Here is a 22845-nt window from a genome sequence, read left to right as displayed (position 1 = left end):
ACAGGAGCGCTTTGCTCGGTCTCGTTTTGGTCTCAGCTTTCCGGCGCGGGAAACCCCGCGCCGTCCAGGCACCAGTCAAACGATGAAATGAAAATCGTCGTATCGCGCACCATAATAATCCGGACCGCTCGTTTCTGTAATGACGGGCTCGGTGTCGAGCACAAGATAGTCGATTTTGCCCCAGGCGCTGAGATCGATCACTTGTGGTGCGTCCATGCTGTCGGCGGTCACGTTAACCGTGGTCGAGAACACGATATTGCCATTGAGATGACCTTCGATCGTCAGAACGTTGTCATAGTCCGACGTGCCGTTTGCGACGCTGAATTGCTCGATCTGGAAGGTTCCGCCATCGGCGGATAGAATGGGTGTCCAGAACACGCCGCCCGACAGAGCATGGTTGCCGTCGGCTTCTTTCTGAACCGTGGCGTCGTCACCATCTCGCCAGGCGCCCCAATCGAAGCCTTTATAGCCGGTCGGGAAGTCGTATTTGCCGACATCCTCAAAATTGACGAATACGTCGCCACGTTCCGGCAAGTCGACAGCGATATTGAGCAAGCCGAAGTCCGTGGCGCCTTTGCCATCGGAAATCTTGAAATTGAACTGGTCGACGAGTTGATCCCCTGGGCCGAGCGCTGATACCACCGGGTTGGAATGATCGAGCGCATAAGTGTAACCACCGTCGGAATAGACAGTCAGCGTGCCGTATTTCCCCTCGATCGTCGTGCTCGTGGCGGGCCCGTTCGGATCGGCGGGTTGGGGAATTCGTTGTCCATTGACGAAGTTCAGGCGCACCCGATCTCCATCGACATCGGTGGAACTGGTATTTTCGAGGATGTCGCCACTGATCGGATCGTTGATATCGAAAACAGGCAAGTATACGTCAACTGCGACCGGCTTGTGGTTTGCCATTTCTACCTCCCTTGTGATGTTGTGTTCGACTATGCAACCCTGTCGGGTGGCTTGGCAATGTAAATTGCCGGAGCATGAGATTAATTCGTCTACTCCAGCCGGCAAATTCGACTGGCTGCAGCTCCCGGCACCAAATAAAGAAGGCGGCGATGACGTCGGTCCTGCTCGTAATTCAAGTGTTGGTGCTGCTGCGGTCTCGTCGGCCGCGGCAGAAGCATTCCTGGCAGGAAATAATGACCGGCCAACAATGACGTCGTCATGACGATATACCGAATGAGTTGCTGACGTACGAAGCGCAACCTTTGTGACGGAACGAGGGAATAACCGGGAGGGCCTACGGTTCTGCGATCGTCTCATTAGTGCAGCCCGCCGACCACGAGCAATGTCTCGACAGCATCATGAGCGCTGAAGAGACTTTCCAATGTTCCCGTCCAGGCCAGTCTGCCTCGCTCGAGAATGACGACCTGATCGGCGAAATCGAGCGCGCTCCGGATGCCTTCAAAACGCAGACCTCTATGGCTCGCGCACCAGTCTCAAATCTTCATATCAGAATGGCAATCCCACATAGTTCTCCGCGAGCGCCGTCGAGGCGGCGCGGGAATGAGTGAGATAATCGAGTTCCGCCTCCTGGATCTTCTGGTCGAAATCGCCGGTATCGGGAAAACGATGCATCATCGTCGTCATCCACCAGGAAAACCGCACGGCTTTCCACACACGGGCGAGTGCTTTCTGCGAGTAGGTGTCGATGCCGTCATCCGAGCCTTCGCGATAATGCTCGATCAGCCCGGAGAATAGATAATGGACGTCGCTGGCTGCAAGGTTCAGCCCCTTGGCGCCGGTCGGCGGAACGATATGGGCGGCGTCGCCGACCAGGAAAAGCCGGCCGAAACGCATCGGCTCGGCAACGAAAGAGCGTAAAGGAGCGATTGATTTCTCGAAGGACGGCGCAGTCGTCAACGCCTCGGCGTGATGCGCCGGCAGGCGCCGTCTCAACTCGTCCCAGAAGCGGTCGTCGCTCCAGTCTTCCGCCTTCTCGTCGCGCGAGCATTGGATATAATAGCGGCTGCGCGTGGCCGAGCGCATCGAACAGAGCGCGAAGCCCCTTGGATGGTTGGCGTAGATCAGCTCATGGCTGACAGGCGCCACGTCGGCAAGAACGCCCAACCAGCCGAAGGGATAGACCTTCTCGAAACGCCGGATCGCCCGTTCGGGGACGGCCTTGCGGCTGGCGCCGTGAAAGCCGTCACAGCCGGCGATGAAGTCGCAATCGATGCGCCCGGCAGCGCCGTCCTTTGTGTAGGTGAGGAAGGGAGCGCGGCCGTCGAAATCATGCGGCGCGACATCGGCGGCATCGTAGATCGACAGGGCGCCGCTTGCTTCGCGCCGCTCCATGAGATCGCGCGTCACCTCGGTCTGACCGTAGACCGTCACGCGCCGGCCGCCTGTCAGTTCATGCAGGTCGATGCGATGGTCGCGTCCGTCGAAGGCGAGTGAGAAACCGTCATGCGGCAGGCCTTCGGCATGCAGCCTCGCTGCCGCTTTGGCTTGATCCAGCAGTCCGACGGTGCCTTCCTCCAGAACGCCGGCGCGAACCCGGCCGAGGATGTAATCCTTGTTCACGCGATCGAGAATGACATTGTCGATGCCGGCCTCGGTCAGAAGCTGACCGAGCAGCAGGCCGGATGGCCCCGAGCCGATGATGGCGACCTTGGTTCGCAAATGCGTCCTCCCTGCATTTTTGCGTTTTGCCAGATTCTGCCCCGTCGCCCTTGCTGCAGCAATGGACATCCCGGCCTTAAAATTGCACTAATCGAACATTAGTGCGGGAGAGCCCGATGAGCAGACATGTCCCGACCTACGAGCTCTACGGTGAGAATACTGGGCGAGAGCCGGATTTTTGGTTGCATTGCGAAACAGTTCGCTCCCGCAGCAGCTTGCATCAATGGGAAATACGCCCGCACCGTCACGAGAGTTTCTTTCAGATATTGTACATCAAAGCGGGTTCCGGCGATGCGATCTTCGGCGAGGAGAGGCATGCCATCCGGCCGCCGGCAATCGTCACCGTACCGCCCGGGCTCAATCACGGCTTTCGGTTTTCACGCGATATCGACGGCATTGTGATCACCCTATTGCGATCCCATCTCAGCCATCTGCCCGGCGAGCGGAGCCAGCTCGGCGAATGGCTGGCGACGCCGCATCTGACGCCCCTCGATCCTGATAATGCCGAAGCTGTGTATGTCATGCAGACGGTGCGGCGACTGGGCGACGAATTCGAAAATCGCCGCAGCGGCCGCAACGAGACGCTGGGCGCCTACGTGGCTCTGGTGCTGCGGCTGACGGCGAGGATTTCACAGGAGGGAAACAGTGACGAACTTGCGTCGAATGAGAACGAGCGGCGCATGGAAAAGCTAAACGAGCTTCTTCAGCAGCATTTTCGATCGCACAAGCCCGCTTCCTTCTACGCCAGAGAACTCGGAGTTTCGCCGACACATCTCACCCGGATCGTCCGGTCGATGACTGGCAGCACCCCGCACGCTTTGATCGCCGGCAAACTCGTCGACGAGGCGAAACGCCAGCTCGTTTTCACGCTTGGCAGCGTTCAGGAAATCGGATTTCGGCTCGGCTTTGCCGACCCCGCCTATTTCTCGCGCTTCTTCCTGAAATATACGGGAGAAACGCCGCGGGTCTGGCGCATGAGGGAGAAGGTTCGGCTTGAACGCGCGTAGGGTTTCGGCATTCGGCTACGCAATCGCAGGTCTCGGAATCATTGACGGCATCGTCGAGGGTGATTGCGCGGGTGAAACAGTTGCCGCCGTGCACGACGCGGTGGCCGGCGGCGCGGGTGGCGGCCATGTCGAAATGATCGCCGAGATGCGCAAAGGTCTCATCGATGACGCCGTGCAGGTCTTTCATCACCTCGGCCTTCAACGGCATGTCGAATGTCTGCGATCCCCGGTTTAGTCCGAGTAAGAGCGGCTCGGCGCGGAAATCGATCACGCCCTTGCCGAGGCGCCCCGCTTTGGCGCCATCAATCGCGAAGATATCGATCTTGCTGGGATTGTGACGCCGCATGTTCATGGACGCGCCGGCCGGATATCGGTGACGGTCTATCGTCCGATGTCAGTGGCTCACGGGCCAGACAGGCGTCATGAGAGCTTCACGCGGCGGAATTATTAACAAAAGGCAAATTTGCAAAACGGAATAAGGAACTATGCCATGGCCGATATTGCCCCCAGCCAGGTTCATAGCGACGCTTCCCACCCGCTCCACAGTTCGAATTCGGCCGGCAAATGGTTCTTGCCGGTATTCGGGCTGGTTCTGGTCTGCGGCCTCGGATATGTCGCCTATGCACTCGGACGCGACCTGACAACCGCAGTTGCCGTTCCCTGGATTCTCTTGGGCCTTGCACTGCTGATTGCGCTCGGCTTCGAATTTGTCAACGGTTTCCACGATACGGCCAATGCCGTCGCCACTGTCATCTACACCCGTTCCATGCCGGCGGAATTCGCCGTCATCTGGTCCGGCTTCTTCAACTTTCTCGGCGTACTGACCTCGAGCGGCGCCGTCGCCTTCGGCATTCTGGCGCTGCTGCCGGTGGAACTGATCCTGCAGGTGGGCTCCGGCTCTGGCCTTGCCATGGTGTTTGCGCTGCTGATCGCCGCGATCGTCTGGAATCTCGGCACTTGGTATCTCGGCCTGCCGTCGTCGAGTTCGCATACGCTGGTGGGATCGATCATCGGCGTCGGCCTAGCAAACCAGTTCCTGGCACCAGCCGGCACTGCGACCAGCGGCGTCGACTGGTCGCAGGCGACCAATATCGGCCTGTCGCTGCTGATCTCGCCGCTGATCGGCTTCGGTCTCTCCGCGGTGCTTCTGCTGGTCATGAAGCTTCTGGTGCGCAACAAGGCGCTCTATGCCGAACCGAAGGGCAACCAGGCGCCGCCGCTCTGGATCCGTGCGATCCTGATCTTCACCTGCACCGGCGTCAGCTTCGCCCACGGTTCCAATGACGGCCAGAAGGGCATGGGCCTCATCATGCTCATCCTGATCGGCCTCGTGCCGACAGCTTTCGCACTAAACCGCACGCCCGATGTCAACTATCTTGAAGCCTACAAGTCGGCATCGGTCCAGGTGGAAGCCGCGCTCGGCAAATATGTGAAGCCAGGCGTGACCGTCACCGACTACAAGGCCGAAGTCAGCAACGCCGTCAAGAACAAGACCTGGACGGATGCGACGACGCCGGCCCTGCAGCAATATATTCATCAGACGAGCGCCGAAGTCGCTGGCTTCCCGACGCTCGAAGCGGTGCCGACCAATCTCGTCGGCAACGTCCGCAATGACATCTACTTGATTGGCGAGGCGCTGAAGCTGATTGACAAGCAGAAGCTGTTGCCGATGGATGCCGGCGATCTCCTCGCGGTGACGAACTATCACAAGGCGGTCGACAACGCGACGAAGTTCATCCCGCTCTGGGTAAAGGTGGCGGTGGCGATCGCGCTTGGCCTCGGCACGATGGTGGGCTGGAAGCGTATCGTCGTCACCGTCGGCGAGAAGATCGGCAAGACGCATCTGACCTACGGGCAGGGAGCGGCAGCCGAAGTCGTCGCGATGATCACCATCGCCTCGGCCGATCAACTCGGCCTGCCGGTCTCGACCACGCATGTGCTGTCGTCGGGCGTCGCCGGCACCATGGCGGCGAACGGTTCCGGCCTGCAATGGTCGACCGTGCGCAACATGCTGATGGCCTGGGTGCTGACGCTGCCGGCCTCGATCGCAATCGCCTTCGTGCTCTTCGTAATCCTGCGTCAGGTCTTTTAGAGCAAATTCCAGGAAAAGTGCGAAGCAGTTTTCCGTCCGGAATTGCGTCAAAACGGTAGGCATAACGTCAGGCCGTTGAGGCTAGACTGGCATTACGATCGCTGATGAAGATGCCCGCCTCGGCGGCGGGCATCGCCTTACCGAAAAGATAGCCTTGGCCGATGTCGCAGCCGAGCTGCAGCAGGAAGGCGAGCTGGCCGTGCTCCTCGACGCCCTCAGCGGTCGTCTTGATGTTGAGGCTCCTGCCGAGTCCGAGCATGGCGCGGACGATTTTTTCCTGACGTTCGTCGTCGCGATAGGTGGCGATGAAGCTTTTGTCGATCTTGATCTTGTCGAAACGATAGCGGGCGAGCTGGGCCAGGCTCGAATAGCCCGTGCCGAAATCGTCGAGTGCGATCTGGATGCCGGCGGCGTGCAGTTCGTCGAGAATCACGGCGGCGATGGCCGGATCCTGGATCAGCGCGTTCTCGGTGATCTCGACTTCCAGGCGCTGCGGCGGCAGCCGGCTTGCCGAAAGCACCTTGAGAATGCGCGAGGTCAACAGCCTGTCTTCCATCTGGACCGGCGAGACGTTGAAAGACAATGTCACATGCTCGGGCCAGGTGAGTGCATCGCTGCAGGCCTGAGCAAGGAGATCCTCGAACAGCGCAGTGATCATGCCGGTTTCCTCGGCGATATCGATGAAGACCGGAGGCGGAATGTTGACGCCATCGTCGCCGATCCAACGCGCCAACGCCTCGAAGCCGCAGAGCTGACCGGTCTTCAGGTCGATCAGCGGCTGATAGAAGGGTTTGATCGCCTTATTGGCGATTGCCGCGCGCAGCCGGGTTTCCAGTGCAGCGCGTTCCGTTACCTTGTCCTGCATTGCAGGTTCGAAAACGAAATAGTGGTTGGGTCCTCGAGATTTCGCCTCGTACATGGCGAGGTCGGCACGATGAGCGGCATCTTCCAGCGGTTCGGCTCGCTCGGCCCAACGGTCATAGCCGACGCTGGCGCCGACTTCGACGGCAAAACCATCGATATGGATCGGCCGGGTGACGGCTTGGATCAGCAGCCTGGCAAAACGCTCCTCGCGCTGCGCCGTCAGAGCAAAGGCGACAATGATGAATTCGTCGCCGCCGAAGCGATAGACGCAATCGGCGTTGCCGAGCGCGCAGATCCGTCTGGCAACCTCGATCAACAGAACGTCGCCGCCCTTGTGACCGACGAGATCGTTGACCTTCTTGAAGCCGTCGAGATCGACGGAGAAGATGGTGACGTTGCGGCTCCACTCTTCGACCTCGTACTCGTCGTCCTTGACTGGCCGTGAGAGAATCTTGCGCTCGAAGGCGTAGCGGTTCGGCAGTTTGGTCAGATGGTCGTGGGTGGCGGTCCAATCGGCCTTCGCCTGAGCGGCGGCGCGCAGTTCGGTTTCCTTGCGCAGGTCGGCGATGCGCAGCACCGAATAGATGAAGCTCATGGCGCCGGCGATACCGAGCGCCAGAACGAGCTTGTCGGCGCCGTATTCGCCGAAACCGGTCATGAAGAAGACAAGGCTGTCGTCAAGCTGCAACAGCGCGCCGAGGAGCCAGAGGGTTATCCCAAGCCCGACAATCGACACGCATTGCCTTCCGGCCTTGCTTTGGAAAAACACCGGCATATGGTCTTCTCCGACTCCACCCGCGCCGAAGTAATCATGAAAGTCTGAAATGTTCGTTGAAACCAGAAGGCGAATTATCAGAGGGGCAGCCTATGGCTGTGCCGTGGAGGGACTGAGGGCGCTTTCGCGGAACCGGGTAAAACGCTGAGCGCGATCGTCGTCGTGGTTGCAGACCGGCAGGCGGGGGAAAGAACGAAGGCGAGCGTGCCGTGGCACCGCTCGCCCTTTTCGTGCTTCAGGCGGTAACGATCAGCAGCGGTACGCTGACGATGAGACCGACCAGAACCGCAATTGTGGCGACACGCACCAAACGCAGGCGCCGCGTGCGCTCCCCACTCCAGTCATATGTCATGTCTTCCATCTCCTTGGGACAAGGAAGTAGTCCCGGTAGAACCGGGTTCAATAGAGATGACGCGATTTGCTTGTGTAAGGCTGGATAAAATGAGGGATCGCTAATGCTGGAATCGCAGAGACCAGCGCCGTCCATTGCTGGTCATGCGAACAATGCCAAGCGGCTCGACGTCGACGAGCCAGAAGGAGGAGAGCGGCGCCTGAAGTACGTACGCGATCGCCGCTCGGATGACGGCCGCGTGGCTGACGGCGATCACATGGCCGCCGAGAGCGGATTCATTGTCCATCCAACCGCCGACACGTGTTCTGAGATCAACAAGGCTCTCGCCCCCGTGCGGAGCCGCTTCAGGATCGCACATCCAGGCCATGAGGTTCTCCGGCTCTTCTGCCTCGATCGCGGCGATCGACCTGCCGGCCCAGCGCCTGTGATCGCAGTCGCGAAGCGCCTGATCTATCCGGGCGTCGAGGCCGAGGGCTTCGGCCGTCTGGCGGGCGCGCAAAGCCGGGCTGGTGACAATACGATCGGCGCGGGGCAGGGCGGTCATCCTGGCCGCTTCTTCCGCGGCCTTGTTGTCCAGCGGTTCATCGAGCGGGAACAGGGCCTTGCGGCTCGCTGCCGTCGCGCCGTGGCAGATCCAGATAAGACGCGTATTCACGGTCGTTGCGATCTCCGGATAGCGGTGGGAACAGCCCTTCGCCGCTTCATGAAGTTTCGTTGACAGGCTCTTCGGCCTGCAGATATAACCGTGCTGTTGCGGGTTTGGAAGCCGGTGTAAATCCGGCACGGTCGCGCCGCTGTGACCAGCGTGTCGAAGGTTCTTCGCGCTGGAAGTCAGACCCTGCCGCATAAGCACTCTTTCGACTGAACGCGTCATTCCCGGAGGAATACATGTCTGACACCACTTTTGCGCCCGTCGCGGCACCGGCGCCAATCCCGGTAGGAGAAATCCTGCCTTGGGCGATCTTCGGCGGCCTGTTGATGCTGATCGCCATCTATTTCGTCGGCACCGAGGAAGGCGCGATGGCGCTGTTCAACGGCATGTATGTGCACGAATTCGTGCATGACGGCCGTCATCTCCTCGGCTTTCCCTGCCACTAAGGGGGATCCTGACATGGTCGGAAATCTTCTACTTCGCGGCATGCTCGCGGGGTTGATCGCTGGCATTCTGGTTTTTGCTTTCGCGCATATCTTCGGCGAGCCGCTGGTCGATGCGGCGATCGCCTTCGAGGAGGCGAGCGCCCAGGCGGCGGGCGAAGCTGCCGAACCTGAGATCGTCAGCCGTGCCACGCAGGCCGGTCTTGGCCTCTTCACCGGCGTCATGGCCTACAGCATTGCCGTCGGCGGGCTTTTCGCGCTCGCTTTCGCTTTCGTGCACGGCCGCATCAGCAGGCTTTCGGCACGCGGCACCTCGGCGGTCATCGCCCTTGCCGCCTTCGTGGCGATCGTCGTCGTTCCCGGCATCAAGTATCCGGCCAATCCGCCGGCGGTCGGCAATCCCGATACGATCGGCGTCAGGACCGAGCTGTTCTTCCTGATGATCGTCGTCTCGATCGCTGCTTTGATTGCCGCGGTGGCGCTGTCGCGGCGCCTTTCCGAGCGTTTCGGTCTGTGGAACGGGGCGATCATCGCCGGCATCACCTATCTCGTCTTCATGGGCCTGGTGCTCTATTTGCTGCCGTCGATCAACGAAGTGCCGGAGAAGTTCTCGGCGATGGTGCTCTGGCGTTTCCGCACGACCTCGCTCGGCATGCAGGTGATCCTCTGGGCAACGCTCGGTCTTGGCTTCGGAGCGCTGGCGGAAAAGCTGCTTGCCGTGAAGGGCGGGCAGCGGGCTCGACCGGCACCGGCATTTCACTGAACGCATCGAGGGGCGCCGCCTTGCCGGCGCCCTCAAGTTTTTCGAGCGAGTATGAAAAGCAGCAAAACCATATCGATTCTGTCGACGGCGTTTGCCGCCGCCGCTTGGTTTTGTGCGGTTGGCGAAAACGCGCTTGCCCATAGCCGCAGCGTCGGCGGCAGCGATACCGGCCTCGATATCCCGGAAATCTCGCATGGCGAGATGGCGGTGATTTCAGACTACCGCGGCGAAATTATCGGGTTGGCGTCACGCGCGACTGATACAAACGAGCTGTTCCGGCGCGTTCTGAACTATGCCGAAATCCAATATTCCTATTGTCTCTGGGGGCGGATGCCGGGCAGCGTGAGCGACGAGGAGAGCCCGTTCAACGAATGTGCTCATGCTTATCTCGCGGCGGCCAAGGCGGTATTGCTTGAGATGCGTGAGATGCCGCGGGAGGCCGTTGCGGCTAATGAAATCATTTCCGCGGTCGATGCCGACATGGTGCGGCGCAGCCTGGCGCTCATCACTTGCAGGTTCAGCGGCGAGGCCTTCAACACAGCCGATGTCGTCAAGCCGCGCTGGAGCAAAGTGCCGTTTCATCCCGCCAGCATGGCGTCGCTGACGGGGCTCGCCGCTCTGTTCGCCCTTGTGACGTTTGCGCTGGGCCGCTTTCTGCGGCCGAAGGCTCAATCGTCGGAATAGCGCTGCTCGCGCCACGGATCGCCATAGATGTGGTAACCGTTCTTTTCCCAAAAGCCGGCCTGGTCGGCGGGCATCAGCTCGATGCGGCGCAGCCATTTGGCGCTTTTCCAGAAATAGAGATGCGGTACGACGAGGCGCATCGGGCCGCCGTGATCCGGCGTCAGCGGCAGGCATTCCCACGATGTCGCAAGGATCGCATCCTCGGCGGCGAAATCGGCAAGCGGCAGGTTGGTGGTATAGCCGTCATAACTCGTCAGCATGACGTAACCGGCTTCGGGCTTTGGCATGGCGCGATCGAGCAGATCGCGGGTCGAAACGCCTTTCCATTTGTTGTCGTAGCGCGACCAGGTGGTGACGCAGTGGATATCGCTGACCTTGGTGCTCTGCTCGATCGCCTGGAAGTCGGTCCAGGTTAGGGTGAGCGGCGTTTCGACGAGGCCGCGCAGCTCGAGACGCCAGCTATTCGTGGAGATGACGGGCTGCTGGCCGAGATCGAGCACCGGCCAGTTTTTGACGAGGTGCTGGCCGGGCGGCAGGCGCTCAGCTTCGGGACGGCTGATGCGGCCGGTCAGGAATTTACCTTCAGCCGCCCATCGACGCTTGGAGCTGGTGAGCTTGCTGTCGGCGGGCGTCTGGTCGTCGCTCATGATCGGGTTCCCTACGATGCCGCAATAGGACATCGGCCTTTGCCGGGTGTCAAGTTTCGACGGGCCCTTGGAAATCACTGTGGGTATTATTAGACTTGTGCCGTCGGGTATGCCTCACTGGGGAGTGGAGGCAGAAAGGGGAGGAGCAGGATCTGTCTTCGAGATATCGTGCGATAGCGGCGCTGCTGGTGATGCCGCTGATCATCTTCGTCTTCTTCACCTATGGAGGCGCGATCGCGACGCGCGCCTATATGGGGGAAGCTTCGGCGCAGGCGAGAACGGCGCTGCGCCTTGCCGTCTCGGCGCTCAGCGGTCATCTCAACCGCTACGAGGCGCTTCCGGCGCTGATCGCCGATCACGACGATATCAAGGAACTGGTGAGTGCGCCTGAAGATGCAGCACTGCGCGGCGCGGCCAATCTCTATCTCAAGGAGATCAACGGGCTGCTGAAATCCTCCGACATTTATGTGGTCAAGCCGGACGGAGAGACGATCGCGGCGAGCAATTACGATGGACCGGGAAGCTTCGTCGGACAGAATTTCAGCTATCGGCCCTATTTCCAGGAGGCGATCGAAGGCTGGCAGGCGCGGTTCTATGCGCTCGGCACCACCTCGCTGAAGCGGGGCTATTATTTCGCTGCGCCGATCCGGGCCGGCGCGGATATTCGCGGCGTCATCGTCTTCAAGGTCGATATCGACATGATCGAATCCTCCTGGGGCGGCGGCGAATACAAGATCTTCGTCTCCGATCCGGAGGGCATCATCTTCATGTCCGGCAGCCCGGAATGGCTCTACGGTGCAATCCTGCCGCTGACGGCCGACCGCATAGCGCGAACGGAAGCGTCGCGGCGTTATGCCAATGCCAGGCTGACGGCACTGCCAGTGACCCGCCAGCGCCTTGAGCCGCACGAGCTGATGACGCTCACTGGCGAGCGCGGTTCGAGCGAATATCTGGTGCTGTCGCACTACATGCCGGCCGAGGACTGGACGGTGAACGTGCTGATGGAGACGAGTTCCATCCGCACCCAGGCGCGCACCGCGCTTGCGGCGGTTTTTCTCGTCCTCTGCATTGCCGGGCTCGCGGTTGCTGTTCTGCGGCAGCGGAGGGCGCGCTTGGCCGAGCGCATGCAGATGCAGGCTGAAGCTCGCAACGAGCTGGAGCGGCGCGTCGAGGAACGCACGGCCGATCTTGCCCGCGTCAACAGCCGCATAGAAGAAGAGATTGCCGAACGGCGTCTGACCGAGCAGCAGCTCCGTCAGACACAAGCCGATCTCATCCAGGCGGGCAAGCTTGCCGGCCTCGGGCAGATGTCAGCTGCGCTGTCGCACGAGTTCAACCAGCCGCTCGCCGCCGCCAAGACCTATACGGACAGCGCCTCCGTTCTCATCGATCGCGGTCGGACGGAGGAGGCGGGGGACAATATCCGGCGGATCGGCGGGTTGATCGACCGCATGGCCGCAATCAGCCGGCACCTGCGCAATTTTGCGCGCAAACCGAACGAGAAGCTCGGGTCGGTTTCTCTCGACGAGGCGATGCATGATACGCTCGAGATCATCGCCTGGCGGCTGAAGGCGGCCGATGCCGAACTCAGGCTTGATTTGGGTAGCCGACCGCCGATCGTGCGCGCCGGTTCGGTGCGGCTGCAGCAGGTGCTGGTGAATGTGATTTCCAACGCGGCCGATGCGGTCGAAGGGCTGGATGACAGACGCATCGAGGTTTCGGCCTTCGAGGCGGCCGGCAAAGTGGTACTGACCGTGCGGGACCATGGGCCAGGTGTACCGGCGGCCATCGCCGAGCGCATCTTCGATCCCTTCTTCACGACGAAGGGCGTTGGCAAAGGGCTCGGTCTCGGGCTTTCGATCTCCTACAACATCATCAAGGATTTCGGCGGCAGCCTTACTGCTGCCGATCATCCCGAAGGAGGCGCGGTATTCCGCATCGAGCTACAATCGGCGGCACGGCTGATGCCGGAGGCGGCGGAATGAACGATGCGAAGATCCTTTTGGTCGACGATGAGGAGGAACTGCGCCGCTCGACAGCGCAGGCGCTGGAGCTTTCCGGCTTTAGTGTCGAGACCTTTTCGAACGGCGATCATGTGCTGGAGCTGATCGGCTACAGCTTTCCCGGCGTCGTCGTCAGCGATATCCGCATGCCCGGCATGGACGGCATGACGCTGATGCAGAAGATCCGCGAACTCGACCCAGAGGTGCCGGTCATTCTCGTCACCGGCCACGGCGACGTTCAGCTTGCGGTGAAAGCGATGCGCGAAGGCGCCTATGATTTCATCGAGAAGCCGTTCACCCCCGAGATGCTCGCCGGCGTCATCCGCCGGGCGATGGAGCGGCGCGGCCTCGTGCTCGAAAACCGGCTGCTGAAGGCGGTCGCCGGCAAGCGCGACGATATCGAGGCGCGGCTGCCGGGGCGCACGCAGGTGATCGTGGATCTGCGCTACCGCATTCGCGCGATCGGGGCGACCGATGCCGATACCCTTATCGTCGGCGAGACCGGGGCCGGCAAGGAGGTGGTGGCGCGGGCGCTCCATGATATCAGCGCCAGGGCGAGCCGGCCGTTCATCGCTATCAATTGTGCCGCGCTGCCGGCGAACCTGATCGAGAGTGAGCTTTTCGGCCATGAGGTGGGGGCCTTTCCGGGCGCGGTGAGGCCGCGTTACGGAAAATTCGAACACGGGCGCGGTGGCACGATCCTGCTTGACGAGATCGGCTCGATGCCCATCGACCTGCAGGCGAAGTTCCTGCGGGTGCTGCAGGAGCGGGTGATTTCGCGGCTGGGCTCGAACGAGGTCGTGGCGCTTGACGTACGCTTCATCGCCACGAGCAAGGTCGACTTGGAGGCGGAGGTGGCGGCCGGACGCTTCCGGGCCGACCTCTTCTATCGGCTGAATGTCGCGACGCTGCATGTGCCATCACTGTCGCAGCGGCGGGCGGATGTTCCGCTGCTCTTCCTGCAGCTGGTGCGGGAGGCAGCTGCTCGCTACGGCCGCGACGAGATGGTCGTGCTGCCTGATGTGATCGCCGACATCGCCCAGCGCGACTGGCCGGGCAATGTGCGCGAATTGAGAAATGCCGCCGATCGTCTGGTGCTCGGCCTCGATGGCGGTGGGCGGCAGGCGGGCGAGGCGGTGGGGCTGGCCGAGCGCGTCGCCGAATTCGAGCGCGGCGTGATCGCCAGCGCTCTCGTTGCTCATGGCGGAAGCCTGAGACCTGTTTATGAATCGCTCAGCATCTCGCGGAAGACTCTCTACGAGAAGATGCAGAAATACGGGCTCGACAAGAAGCTGTTGGCGACGGAGATATCCGGCGAAGTCCAGCGCGAGCCTTGAGCCGAGCGCGGCGTGGTTGCCGGACGAGGTTTCCCGATTTCAATTTCACTGTCCAGCGTCGGCGGGTGGTTCGCAATCGATAAATCGCCGCTTGACAGGCAACTGTTTGGTTGCCTATAAACAATAACAGGCAACCAGATGGTTCCGTATAAAGACATGGATGACGATGCGGTTTTTCGGGCTCTGGCGGATGCGAGCCGGCGGCAATTGCTCGACCGGCTGCATGCCAGAAGCGGCCAGACGCTGGCCGAGCTCTGCCAAGGGCTCGCCATGACGCGCCAGGCAGTGGCCAAACATGTCGCGATCCTGGAGGAGGCGAGCCTCGTTTCGTCGCAGCGCCAAGGTCGGGAGAAGCTGCATTTCATTAATCCCGTGCCGATCAACGAGATCGCGCAACGCTGGATCAACAAATTCGAGCGGCAGCAGCTGAATGCGCTCGCCGATCTGAAGAAGACCCTCGAAGGCAAGGGCGGCAACTAGATCCGCGGCCTGGCCATCGGGAGTACTTAGACCACGATGCCGAAAAGTGTGAGCGGTTTTCGGACGACATCATGCTCTAACTATCTAATTGAGAGCAGGATTCAGATTTTAGGCCGACCCGGCCTAGAATCATCCTGTTCTTGTCCTGGCCACAAGGGAGTATCATCATGGCTGGCAGTACATACAACTATGTCACCTTTATCCGCACGACGCCCGAGCAGCTTTGGGCGGCGTTGACGACAGCCGAATTCATGAAGAAATTCTGGCTCGGCGCACATTTCGACACCGAGTGGAGGGCAGGCGCTGCCTGGAAGCTTCTGTTTGAGGACGGATCGGTCGCCGACACCGGCGAGATCCTGGAATGCGATCCGCCGAAACGGCTCGTATTGAAGTGGCGGAACGAGTTCATGCCCGAGCTGAAGGCCGAGGGCTATTCGCAATGCGTGATGGAGATCGAGCCGGTCAATGATACGGCCACCAAGTTGACGGTCACCCATTCCATCGCAGTCGAGAACTCCAAGCTCATCGATGCCGTTTCCGGCGGCTGGCCACGCATTCTCTCCAACCTCAAGTCGCTGATCGAGACCGGTGAAGTCGTGCTGCCTCCCAAAAAATAAGCCGGTGGTCATGGTGCAATGGGTGGATTTCCACCCATTGCGCAGGCCGTTTGTTTCCAAATGGACCCATGCCGCATCGCACTATCGCAAAATCGTCTTTCGAAAGCGTTGGCGATGATTGCAGGTCGATTTTTCCTGGCGGCAAATGAGTGATCCGAACCGGCGCGGAGGATGCGGCGGCGGGCTTGCTTATTTCATCAGGGAGGAAACGATGAAAATCCAGAAGGCCATGCTCGGCCTGACCGCGGCTGCCGCGGTCTCTCTTCTCGTCAGCGTCGCTTCGGCGCAGACCTATCCCGAGCGCACCATCACCATGGTCGTGCCGTTTGCGGCCGGCGGCCCGACGGACACCGTGGCGCGCCTCGTCGCCGAATCCATGTCGAAGGATCTCGGCCAGCAGATCGTCGTCGAAAATGTCGGCGGCGCCGGCGGCACGCTCGGCGCCGGCCGCGTGGCGAGTGCCGATCCCGACGGTTACACCGTCCTGCTGCACCATATCGGCATGGCGACCAGCGCCACGCTCTACCGCAAGCTCGCCTATGACCCGCTCGGCGCCTTCGATTATGTGGGCCTCGTCACCGAGGTGCCGATGACGATCGTCGCACGCAAGGACTTGGAGCCGACAGACCTCAAGGGGTTGATCGATTACATCAAGGCCAACAAGGACAAGGTGACGGTCGCCAATGCCGGCATCGGTGCGGCCTCGCATCTCTGCGGTATGATGCTGATGAGCGCCATCCAGACACCGCTGACGACCGTGCCCTACAAAGGCACCGGCCCTGCCATGACCGATCTGCTCGGCGGCCAGGTCGACGTCATGTGCGACCAGACGACCAACACGACGAAGCAGATCCAGGGCGGCACCATCAAGGCCTATGCCGTGACCTCGCCCAACCGCCTCGACGTGCTGAAGGACGTTCCGACTGCAGTCGAAGCCGGCCTTCCGGGTTTTGAAGTCGGCATCTGGCACGGCATCTACACGCCGAAGGGCACGCCGGCCGCGATCAACGAACGTCTGTCGAAGTCGCTGCAGGTCGCGCTGAAGAACGCGAATGTCGCCGCACGCTTCGCCGAACTCGGCACGGCGCCATCCTCGGATGCCGATGCGACGCCGGCTGCGCTGAAGGCCAAGCTCGAAAGCGAGATTGCCCGCTGGAAGCCGGTGATCGAGGCTGCCGGCGAATATGCGGACTGAGACTTGTCTCGTCCAGGACATGCCGGATGAGCCCCTCACCCTAATCCTCTGCCCGCACGCGGGGAGAGGGGACTTGCCCATTACAATGGTGGCAAAGCTGAGAGGTTTGCGGCATATCCCCTTCTCTCCGCTTGCGGGGAGAAGGTGTCGGAAGGCGGATGAGCGGTAATTGCTGCAGTAACGACGCCCCATCTCCAACTCCAGGAGACACCATGAAATCCATCAGTTTCGATACCACCAATGCGATCTGCGGAGCGCTCTTCGTCGCGACCGGCGCCTTCTTCGCCCTCCAGTCGCTGGGGCTCGACCTCGGCACGGCAGTGCGAATGGGGCCGGGTTATTTTCCGCTGGTGCTTGCCTGCGTGCTCGTGCTTCTCGGCGCCGTCATCTTCATTCAGGCCCTCCGGGTCGAGGGTGAGCCGATCGATCCCTTCGCCTGGCGCGGCATGCTTTTCATCCTGCCGGCGCCGGTGTTCTTCGGGTTGACGGTGCGCGGGCTCGGATTTGCGCCGGCGCTGTTCTTCACCGCATTCGTCGCCTGCTTCGCATCGCAAAAGATGAATGTGTTGCTCGCTATCATTCTTTCGCTGCTGCTGACGGTTTTTTCGGTGGCGGTCTTCAGCTACGAGCTCGGGCTGCCGTTCGAGCGCTTCGGCCCCTGGGTCCGGTTCTAGGAGGCGATGATGGATCTTTTCAGCAATCTCGCGCTCGGTTTTGCGACAGCCGGCACTCCGGAAAACCTGCTCTTCTGCCTGATCGGCGTGCTGCTCGGCACGCTGATCGGCGTGCTGCCCGGCATCGGCGCAACGGCGACGATCGCCATGCTCTTGCCTATCACCTTCCAGCTCGAACCGGTCTCCTCGCTGATCATGCTCGCCGGCATCTATTACGGCGCGCAGTATGGCGGCTCAACCACGGCGATCCTCATCAACATGCCGGGTGAATCCTCCTCCGCCGTCACCGCGATCGACGGTTACCAGATGGCGCGCAAGGGACGGGCGGGGGCAGCGCTTGCGATCGCGGCGCTCGGTTCGTTCTTCGCTGGCACGGTCTCGACCTTCCTCGTTGCGATCTTCGCGCCGCCGCTGACCGCGATCGCGCTGCAATTCGGCTCGGCGGAATATTTCTCGCTGATGATCGTCGGCCTCGTTTCATCGATTGCTCTCGCGCATGGCTCGGTCGTCAAGGCGCTGGCGATGGTGGCACTCGGGCTGCTGCTCGGTCTCGTCGGCACCGACATCTATACCGGCACGCCGCGCTTCACGCTCGGCATCCGTGAATATGCGGACGGGTTGAACTTTGTGGCGCTCGCGGTCGGGGTCTTCGGGGTGGCGGAAATCCTGCGCAACCTCGAGGGCGAGTCGACACGCACGGTACTGATGGCCAAGGTGTCCAGCCTTTTGCCCTCTCGCCAGGAATTCAAGGAGATGATCGCGCCGATTATTCGCGGCACGGTGATCGGCTCGGCGCTCGGCATTCTGCCGGGCGGCGGCGCGATCCTAGCCTCCTTCGCCTCCTATACGGTGGAAAAGCGGATTTCGAAGACGCCGGCGGAATTCGGCAAGGGCGCGGTTGCCGGTGTCGCCGGACCGGAATCGGCGAATAATGCCGGGGCGCAGACCTCATTCATTCCGCTGCTGACGCTCGGCATTCCCGCCAATCCCGTCATGGCGCTGATGGTCGGCGCGATGATCATCCAGGGCATCGTGCCAGGCCCGAACGTCGCCACCGAGCAGCCGGCGCTGTTCTGGGGCATCATCGCCTCGATGTGGATCGGCAACCTGATGCTGGTCATCCTCAACCTGCCACTGATCGGGCTCTGGGTGAAACTCCTGACCGTGCCTTATTACGTGCTCTTCCCAATCATCATGGCCTTCTGCTCGATCGGGGTCTACAGCGTCAACGCCAATGTTTATGACCTCTATGCCGTCGCCTTCTTCGGGCTCATCGGTTATGTGCTGGCAAAGCTTCGCTGTGAGCCGGCGCCGCTTTTGCTCGGCTTCGTGCTCGGACCGCTGCTCGAGGAGAATTTGCGACGTGCGATGATTCTGTCGCGCGGCGATCCAACGACCTTCGTCACACGGCCGATCAGCGCCACTCTTCTGGCCATCGCGCTTGCCGTGCTTATCATCGTCTTCCTGCCAAGCGTGAAGAAGAAGCGCGAAGAGGTGTTCGTCGAAGAGACTTGATGATTGAATTTGCGAACCGTTTGATAAACAAGGGATGATCTGACGCGGGCGCCGGTTGGGCGCCCGTTTCGCATGAAGGGATTTCCAGGCCCATGAGCATTCCCGCCCGGATCAAGGACGATCTGCCGTTCCTCACGGCCTTGCGCCGCGATCTGCATGCCCATCCCGAACTCGGTTTCGAGGAGGAGCGCACTGCCGGTATCGTCGCGCGACTTCTCGAAGAGGCTGGCATCGGCGTGCATCGCGGGCTGGCCGGTACCGGTGTGGTCGGCACGTTGCAGGTCGGCAACGGCACGCGCCGGATCGGGCTCAGGGCCGATATGGATGCGCTCGCCATGCCTGAAACGGCGGAGCGGCCCTATAGATCGACGGTGCCCGGCAAGATGCATGCCTGCGGCCATGACGGTCATACGGCGATGCTGCTCGGTGCCGCGCGGCATCTTGCGGCGACGCGAGGCTTCTCCGGCACGGTGCATTTCATCTTCCAGCCGGCGGAAGAAGGGCGAGGCGGGGCAAGGCGCATGGTCGAGGAGGGGCTGTTCAAACTTTTCCCCTGCGATGCCGTCTACGGGCTGCATAACATGCCTGGACTTGCGATTGACCAGATCGCCGTGGTCGAGGGGCCGCAGCTCGCCTCTTCCGACAGCTGGCGCATCTCTTTTCGCGGCATCGGCACCCACGGCGCCAAGCCGCATCTCGGCCGCGATCCGATCACGGCCGCCGGCACCTTCCTGTCATCGCTGCAGACCATCGTCGGACGGGTGGTCGATCCGCTGCAGCCGGCCGTCGTCAGCGCGTGTTCCCTGCAGGCCGGTGACCCGAAGGCGCTGAATGTCATTCCCGATATCGTGGAGATCGGCGGGACGGCGCGGGCCTATTCACCCGAGGTACGCGATCAGCTGGAGACCGAGATCGGTCGGTTGGCGCATGGCACTGCGGCTATGTACGCGGTTGCCGTCGACTACGTATTCGAGCGGCGGATTCCGCCTGTTATCAACGATGCGAATGCAACCGCGCGGGCGCTCGCCGCGGCCGGCTCGGTATTCGGCGGGAAGGTGCGGACAAGCTTTCCGCCGTCCACGGCAGGCGACGACTTTGCCTTCTTCGCGCAGAATGCGCCGGGCTGTTACGCCTGGCTCGGCAACGGGCCAGCAGTGGATGGGGCGCTGCATCACAACACAGCTTATGATTTCAACGATGGGGCGCTTGGATATGGGGCGGCTTACTGGGTGGCGTTAGTGGAGCGGGAGTTGAGGATTTAACGCATGTCGCCCGGAAGTGTGCAGCGGTTTCGGGATAACGACATGCATAAAAACAAAGAGCTAAAGCGCGTCACATGAATCAAGTCTAATCCGACGCGCTTTAGACCCGCGTTTGCGGTGGCACGGCACACCGTGCAATCGCTGGAGCCCTACAAAACCTCCAGCACCGGATTTTCCAGCAGCTCGCCCGTCACCACATCGGCAATTCCCCGGTCCGTCTGGTGCGGGCCGACATTGCAGGCGAGCGTTGCGCCGAAGCAGGCCTTGAAGACCCGATAGGGCGGTTTCCAGTCGACGATTTTTTCCATGGCCTTGCGGATGCCGGCAAAGGCCGAAGCGGTGTCCTTTAGCGATGCGTCGGTCACTAGGCCGGAGAGCGGCAGCGGCAGTAGCGCCTCGATCTTTCCGTCTTTGGCGACGGCCATTCCGCCTCCGGCTGATATGACGGCGTTGGCGGCAAGCGCCATGTCGCGCGCATTGCCGCCGAAGACGGTGAGGTTGTGGCTGTCATGCGAGACGGTGGTGCAGAAGGCGCCGCGCCATTCACCCCAGCCGGTGAGGAAGCCGATGCGCGGGGTGCCGTCGGTTTTGCCGTGGCGATGGGCGACGGCGATCATGGCGCTGCCGGCCGGCGGTACGACGAACCCGTCTCTGACCTCTGTCTCCGCCTCACCCCATTGCGTGAAACGCGGGCGGTCGATGGTGGCGACACGGACGCGCTCGCAGCTCGACGGAATGCGGAAATCATCTTCGGCAAATTGCGGGAGCTTCACCGAATTTTCAAGCGGCGCCGGATCGAGCTGCTGGATGTCAACCTGCATGCTGCCGTTGCGGGCGACGACGCGACCGCTTGAGATGACCAGCCGCGACCGGAATTCCGTAAGGTCCTCGAAGAGCACGATATCGGCGCGGCGGCCGGGGGCGATGAGGCCGAGATCGGATCGCTTCAGCCGCTGTGCGGCGTTGAAGGTTGCGGCACGGATCGCCCACTCCGGCTTCATTCCGTAGCGCACCATCCGGCGGGCGACGTCGTCAAGGCCGCCGCCTTCGTAGAGTTCATCGGGAAAGACGTCGTCTGTGCAGAGTGTCACGGTCGGGGGCAGGTGGCCGAGACCATTCAGCACCTCGACGAATTCCTGGAGCAGATGGTCGTGCGATCCGCGCAGCTCGATCGTCAGGCCGGCGGCAAGCTTGGCCGCGAGGTCGCCGCCGGAAGTGAGTTCGTGGTCGGACGTGATGCCCGAGGCCATGAAGGCGTTGAGGTCGGGGCCTTCGAGGCCGCGGGCATGACCGCAGACGAGCTTGCCGGAGGCAAGGCCGGTATTGACGATGGCCATCATGCGCGGATCGCCGTCGATGACGCCACGCATGTTCATCACCTCGGCGACGCCGCCGACGGCGGAGGAGCGCAGTATCTCGGCGATGACGGAGGCATCGAAATCGGCACCGGCAAGTTCCAGGCCGGGCGCCGACGGCACGCAGGAGGGAGCGAGCAGGATCATGCGCAGCGGCAGGCAGCGTGCCGCCTCGATCGCCCAGCGCACACCGTCAAGGCCATGGACATTGGCGAATTCATGCGGATCCCAAACGACCGTGGTGACGCCGCGCGCCAGCACGGCGCTCGCATATTCCGCCGGTGTCACCATCGAACTTTCGACATGCATGTGGGTGTCGATCAGACCGGGTGTTGCGATGCCGCCTGCCGCATCGATGATCTCGACCGCATCCGTGCGGCTTGCCGAGGTGTGGACGCTCGCAATCAGGGCGCCAACGAGGCCGATATCGGCCTCGCGGATCAGGCCCGTCACCGCGTCGAGCAGCCGGCCGCCGGTAATTAGCATATCGAAGGGAGCATCACCGCGTGCGGCGGCGACGGCCCGCGCGCGCATGGCGGGATCGTTGAGATCGCCAGGTTCCTGGCGAGGGATGGCGTTCACTTCCGGGCCTCGTTGACCAGGGCTTCAAGGATAATGACACGCGCCCTGTCGGCATCGATGTCGGCGGCAAACTGGGCATTGAAGGCTGCATGCGTGGCGCGGGTCTCGACGACGGTGCGGCCACGGGTCAAGGCGCCCTGCAGTTCGACGTCGATACGCGCGGGCCGGAAGCTGACGACATCGGCAGCGACGAAGGCGACGGCGGCTGTGGGATCGTAGATCGCCATGCCCGGGCGGCCGCGGCTGGTGCCGATGCGGATATAACCCGAAAACATATCGGCGATCAGATCGGCATTGGCGCCGCCGGCATCGCGCACCGGCTCGGCATCCTCCGGCCTTGCCAGCACCTTGCGGCAGAGATCGAGATCGACCATGCGCAGCGGCAGGCCATGGGCGATGACGATCGACAGGGCCTCGGGATCGGCGAGCGCGTTGAACTCGGCAGACGCCGTATGGTTGCCTGAGGTGACGCCGCCGCCCATCCAGACGAGTTCGCTGATACGGGCGGCAAGATCGGGGCGAGCGAGCGCCACGGCGGCGATATTGGTGAGGGGCCCGAGCGCCAGCATACGGTGCTGGCCCTGATCTTCCAACCACCGGCAAAGCGCTGCAAAGGCATCGCTTTCAGCAAGAGCGGGGGCCTCCGGCAGGCTCCTGCCGATGGTCGGGATGCCGGTTTCGCCGAGGATCGCCTGAGCGGTTTCGAGCTTGCCGAGAACAGGCATGGCGCGACCGGTGTGGATCGGGAATTTCCAGCCGAAGGCAATGGCAGCGGAGGCGGCATTGGTTTTCACCTGCGGCAGTGGCGTATTGCCGAAGACCAGCGATACGCCGTCGATGTCAAATTCCGATTGACCCACCACCAGAATGGCGGCGATGTCGTCGAAGCCCATGTCGGTGTCGATCCAGACGCCCATG

Annotated in this window: 20 protein-coding genes, 1 pseudogene and 1 riboswitch; of the genes and pseudogenes, 13 read left to right on the top strand and 8 right to left on the bottom strand. The window is 61.8% G+C overall.

All coding sequences use genetic code 11. From position 1 onward, the window contains the following. Positions 1 to 75: 75 nt before the first annotated feature. A complete protein-coding gene (locus tag J3O30_RS18345) occupies positions 76 to 909 on the bottom strand; it encodes a VCBS domain-containing protein (protein WP_207581646.1) in 834 nt (277 codons plus the stop codon). A 546-nt stretch (positions 910 to 1455) separates the two neighbouring features. Further along, on the bottom strand, positions 1456 to 2628 hold the full coding sequence (gene pobA, locus J3O30_RS18340) for a 4-hydroxybenzoate 3-monooxygenase (protein WP_207581645.1): 1173 nt from the start codon (positions 2626 to 2628) through the stop codon (positions 1456 to 1458). Positions 2629 to 2744: 116 nt separating this feature from the next. Between pobA and J3O30_RS18335 the strand changes: the two genes are divergently transcribed. Further along, positions 2745 to 3635: a helix-turn-helix domain-containing protein gene (locus J3O30_RS18335; protein WP_207581644.1), complete on the top strand. Its 891-nt coding sequence runs from the start codon at positions 2745 to 2747 to the stop codon at positions 3633 to 3635. Between the two features lie 34 nt (positions 3636 to 3669). Here J3O30_RS18335 and J3O30_RS33225 read toward each other — a convergent pair. After that, positions 3670 to 3987: pseudogene (locus J3O30_RS33225) on the bottom strand (acetate/propionate family kinase); the annotation flags it as partial. 138 nt (positions 3988 to 4125) lie between these two features. Between J3O30_RS33225 and J3O30_RS18325 the strand changes: the two are divergent. Further along, complete coding sequence (locus J3O30_RS18325) at positions 4126 to 5727, top strand: inorganic phosphate transporter (RefSeq protein ID WP_207581642.1); 1602 nt, start codon at positions 4126 to 4128, stop codon at positions 5725 to 5727. Between the two features lie 67 nt (positions 5728 to 5794). Here the strand turns inward: J3O30_RS18325 and J3O30_RS18320 are convergent, their stop codons facing one another. Both J3O30_RS18320 and J3O30_RS18315 read right to left on the bottom strand, forming a co-directional pair. Continuing rightward, on the bottom strand, positions 5795 to 7366 hold the full coding sequence (locus J3O30_RS18320; RefSeq protein WP_207581641.1) for a bifunctional diguanylate cyclase/phosphodiesterase: 1572 nt from the start codon (positions 7364 to 7366) through the stop codon (positions 5795 to 5797). Between the two features lie 452 nt (positions 7367 to 7818). Beyond that, complete coding sequence (locus J3O30_RS18315) at positions 7819 to 8373, bottom strand: histidine phosphatase family protein (protein ID WP_207581640.1); 555 nt, start codon at positions 8371 to 8373, stop codon at positions 7819 to 7821. A gap of 77 nt (positions 8374 to 8450) precedes the next feature. Continuing rightward, positions 8451 to 8593: riboswitch (adenosylcobalamin (AdoCbl) riboswitch) on the top strand. A 13-nt stretch (positions 8594 to 8606) separates the two neighbouring features. On the opposite strand from J3O30_RS18315, the gene J3O30_RS18310 reads away from it, so the two are divergent. Genes J3O30_RS18310 through J3O30_RS18300 form a run of 3 tightly spaced genes read left to right on the top strand, consistent with a single transcriptional unit; the run spans position 8607 to position 10260 of the window. Continuing rightward, on the top strand, positions 8607 to 8816 hold the full coding sequence (locus tag J3O30_RS18310) for a CbtB domain-containing protein (protein ID WP_065692515.1): 210 nt from the start codon (positions 8607 to 8609) through the stop codon (positions 8814 to 8816). A gap of 13 nt (positions 8817 to 8829) precedes the next feature. Then, entirely contained in the window at positions 8830 to 9576 is a 747-nt protein-coding gene (locus J3O30_RS18305; RefSeq protein WP_207581639.1) for a CbtA family protein, read from the top strand. 51 nt (positions 9577 to 9627) lie between these two features. Further along, positions 9628 to 10260: a hypothetical protein gene (locus J3O30_RS18300; RefSeq protein ID WP_207581638.1), complete on the top strand. Its 633-nt coding sequence runs from the start codon at positions 9628 to 9630 to the stop codon at positions 10258 to 10260. Here the strand turns inward: J3O30_RS18300 and J3O30_RS18295 are convergent. After that, positions 10245 to 10907 carry a sulfite oxidase-like oxidoreductase gene (locus J3O30_RS18295; RefSeq protein ID WP_207581637.1) on the bottom strand — a complete coding sequence of 221 codons (663 nt, stop codon included), beginning with the start codon at positions 10905 to 10907 and terminating at the stop codon, positions 10245 to 10247. The two genes, J3O30_RS18300 and J3O30_RS18295, sit on opposite strands and share 16 nt — an antisense overlap. A gap of 191 nt (positions 10908 to 11098) precedes the next feature. Between J3O30_RS18295 and J3O30_RS18290 the strand changes: the two genes are divergently transcribed. The 8 genes from J3O30_RS18290 to J3O30_RS18255 all read left to right on the top strand — a co-directional run bounded on the left by J3O30_RS18290 (position 11099) and on the right by J3O30_RS18255 (position 19990). After that, positions 11099 to 12892 (top strand): sensor histidine kinase, encoded by a 1794-nt coding sequence (locus J3O30_RS18290; RefSeq protein ID WP_259673865.1) that lies wholly within the window; start codon positions 11099 to 11101, stop codon positions 12890 to 12892. Next, positions 12889 to 14247 (top strand): sigma-54 dependent transcriptional regulator, encoded by a 1359-nt coding sequence (locus J3O30_RS18285; RefSeq protein WP_207581636.1) that lies wholly within the window; start codon positions 12889 to 12891, stop codon positions 14245 to 14247. The genes J3O30_RS18290 and J3O30_RS18285 overlap by 4 nt, the downstream gene beginning before the upstream one ends. Positions 14248 to 14403: 156 nt before the next feature. After that, the gene (locus tag J3O30_RS18280) at positions 14404 to 14727 is read left to right on the top strand and encodes a metalloregulator ArsR/SmtB family transcription factor (RefSeq protein WP_207584368.1); all 324 of its coding nucleotides are present in this window, start codon (positions 14404 to 14406) and stop codon (positions 14725 to 14727) included. Positions 14728 to 14894: 167 nt separating this feature from the next. Next, positions 14895 to 15344 carry an SRPBCC family protein gene (locus J3O30_RS18275; protein WP_207581635.1) on the top strand — a complete coding sequence of 150 codons (450 nt, stop codon included), beginning with the start codon at positions 14895 to 14897 and terminating at the stop codon, positions 15342 to 15344. A 211-nt stretch (positions 15345 to 15555) separates the two neighbouring features. Beyond that, entirely contained in the window at positions 15556 to 16539 is a 984-nt protein-coding gene (locus J3O30_RS18270; RefSeq protein ID WP_207581634.1) for a tripartite tricarboxylate transporter substrate-binding protein, read from the top strand. A gap of 212 nt (positions 16540 to 16751) precedes the next feature. Then, positions 16752 to 17213: a tripartite tricarboxylate transporter TctB family protein gene (locus J3O30_RS18265; protein WP_207581633.1), complete on the top strand. Its 462-nt coding sequence runs from the start codon at positions 16752 to 16754 to the stop codon at positions 17211 to 17213. Between the two features lie 9 nt (positions 17214 to 17222). After that, positions 17223 to 18728, top strand: a complete 1506-nt coding sequence (locus tag J3O30_RS18260) for a tripartite tricarboxylate transporter permease (protein WP_207581632.1) — start codon at positions 17223 to 17225, stop codon at positions 18726 to 18728. Between the two features lie 92 nt (positions 18729 to 18820). Continuing rightward, entirely contained in the window at positions 18821 to 19990 is a 1170-nt protein-coding gene (locus J3O30_RS18255; protein ID WP_207581631.1) for a M20 aminoacylase family protein, read from the top strand. A gap of 149 nt (positions 19991 to 20139) precedes the next feature. Here J3O30_RS18255 and J3O30_RS18250 read toward each other — a convergent pair whose 3' ends face one another. Both J3O30_RS18250 and J3O30_RS18245 read right to left on the bottom strand, forming a co-directional pair. Beyond that, on the bottom strand, positions 20140 to 21927 hold the full coding sequence (locus tag J3O30_RS18250) for an adenine deaminase (RefSeq protein WP_207581630.1): 1788 nt from the start codon (positions 21925 to 21927) through the stop codon (positions 20140 to 20142). Beyond that, entirely contained in the window at positions 21924 to 22844 is a 921-nt protein-coding gene (locus tag J3O30_RS18245; protein ID WP_207581629.1) for a nucleoside hydrolase, read from the bottom strand. The genes J3O30_RS18250 and J3O30_RS18245 overlap by 4 nt, the downstream gene beginning before the upstream one ends. Position 22845 lies beyond the last annotated feature (1 nt).

Source organism: Rhizobium sp. NZLR1, from assembly GCF_017357385.1.
In the GTDB taxonomy this organism is placed as follows: Bacteria; Pseudomonadota; Alphaproteobacteria; order Rhizobiales; family Rhizobiaceae; genus Rhizobium.
Note: the sequence above shows the minus strand (reverse complement) of the source record. Positions and strands in the feature narration are given on the sequence as shown.

Excerpts from the sequence above, each read along its gene's own strand:
- J3O30_RS18245 (WP_207581629.1), bottom strand. The coding sequence starts at position 22,844 with ATGGGCGTCTGGATCGACACCGACATGGGCTTCGACGACATCGCCGCC.
- J3O30_RS18335 (WP_207581644.1), top strand. The coding sequence starts at position 2,745 with ATGAGCAGACATGTCCCGACCTACGAGCTCTACGGTGAGAATACTGGG.
- J3O30_RS18280 (WP_207584368.1), top strand. The coding sequence starts at position 14,404 with ATGGATGACGATGCGGTTTTTCGGGCTCTGGCGGATGCGAGCCGGCGG.
- J3O30_RS18255 (WP_207581631.1), top strand. The coding sequence starts at position 18,821 with ATGAGCATTCCCGCCCGGATCAAGGACGATCTGCCGTTCCTCACGGCC.
- J3O30_RS18260 (WP_207581632.1), top strand. The coding sequence starts at position 17,223 with ATGGATCTTTTCAGCAATCTCGCGCTCGGTTTTGCGACAGCCGGCACT.
- J3O30_RS18275 (WP_207581635.1), top strand. The coding sequence starts at position 14,895 with ATGGCTGGCAGTACATACAACTATGTCACCTTTATCCGCACGACGCCC.
- J3O30_RS18310 (WP_065692515.1), top strand. The coding sequence starts at position 8,607 with ATGTCTGACACCACTTTTGCGCCCGTCGCGGCACCGGCGCCAATCCCG.
- J3O30_RS18270 (WP_207581634.1), top strand. The coding sequence starts at position 15,556 with ATGAAAATCCAGAAGGCCATGCTCGGCCTGACCGCGGCTGCCGCGGTC.
- J3O30_RS18300 (WP_207581638.1), top strand. The coding sequence starts at position 9,628 with ATGAAAAGCAGCAAAACCATATCGATTCTGTCGACGGCGTTTGCCGCC.
- J3O30_RS18320 (WP_207581641.1), bottom strand. The coding sequence starts at position 7,366 with ATGCCGGTGTTTTTCCAAAGCAAGGCCGGAAGGCAATGCGTGTCGATT.
- J3O30_RS18295 (WP_207581637.1), bottom strand. The coding sequence starts at position 10,907 with ATGAGCGACGACCAGACGCCCGCCGACAGCAAGCTCACCAGCTCCAAG.
- J3O30_RS18345 (WP_207581646.1), bottom strand. The coding sequence starts at position 909 with ATGGCAAACCACAAGCCGGTCGCAGTTGACGTATACTTGCCTGTTTTC.
- J3O30_RS18265 (WP_207581633.1), top strand. The coding sequence starts at position 16,752 with ATGAAATCCATCAGTTTCGATACCACCAATGCGATCTGCGGAGCGCTC.
- J3O30_RS18285 (WP_207581636.1), top strand. The coding sequence starts at position 12,889 with ATGAACGATGCGAAGATCCTTTTGGTCGACGATGAGGAGGAACTGCGC.
- J3O30_RS18325 (WP_207581642.1), top strand. The coding sequence starts at position 4,126 with ATGGCCGATATTGCCCCCAGCCAGGTTCATAGCGACGCTTCCCACCCG.
- J3O30_RS18305 (WP_207581639.1), top strand. The coding sequence starts at position 8,830 with ATGGTCGGAAATCTTCTACTTCGCGGCATGCTCGCGGGGTTGATCGCT.
- J3O30_RS18290 (WP_259673865.1), top strand. The coding sequence starts at position 11,099 with ATGCCGCTGATCATCTTCGTCTTCTTCACCTATGGAGGCGCGATCGCG.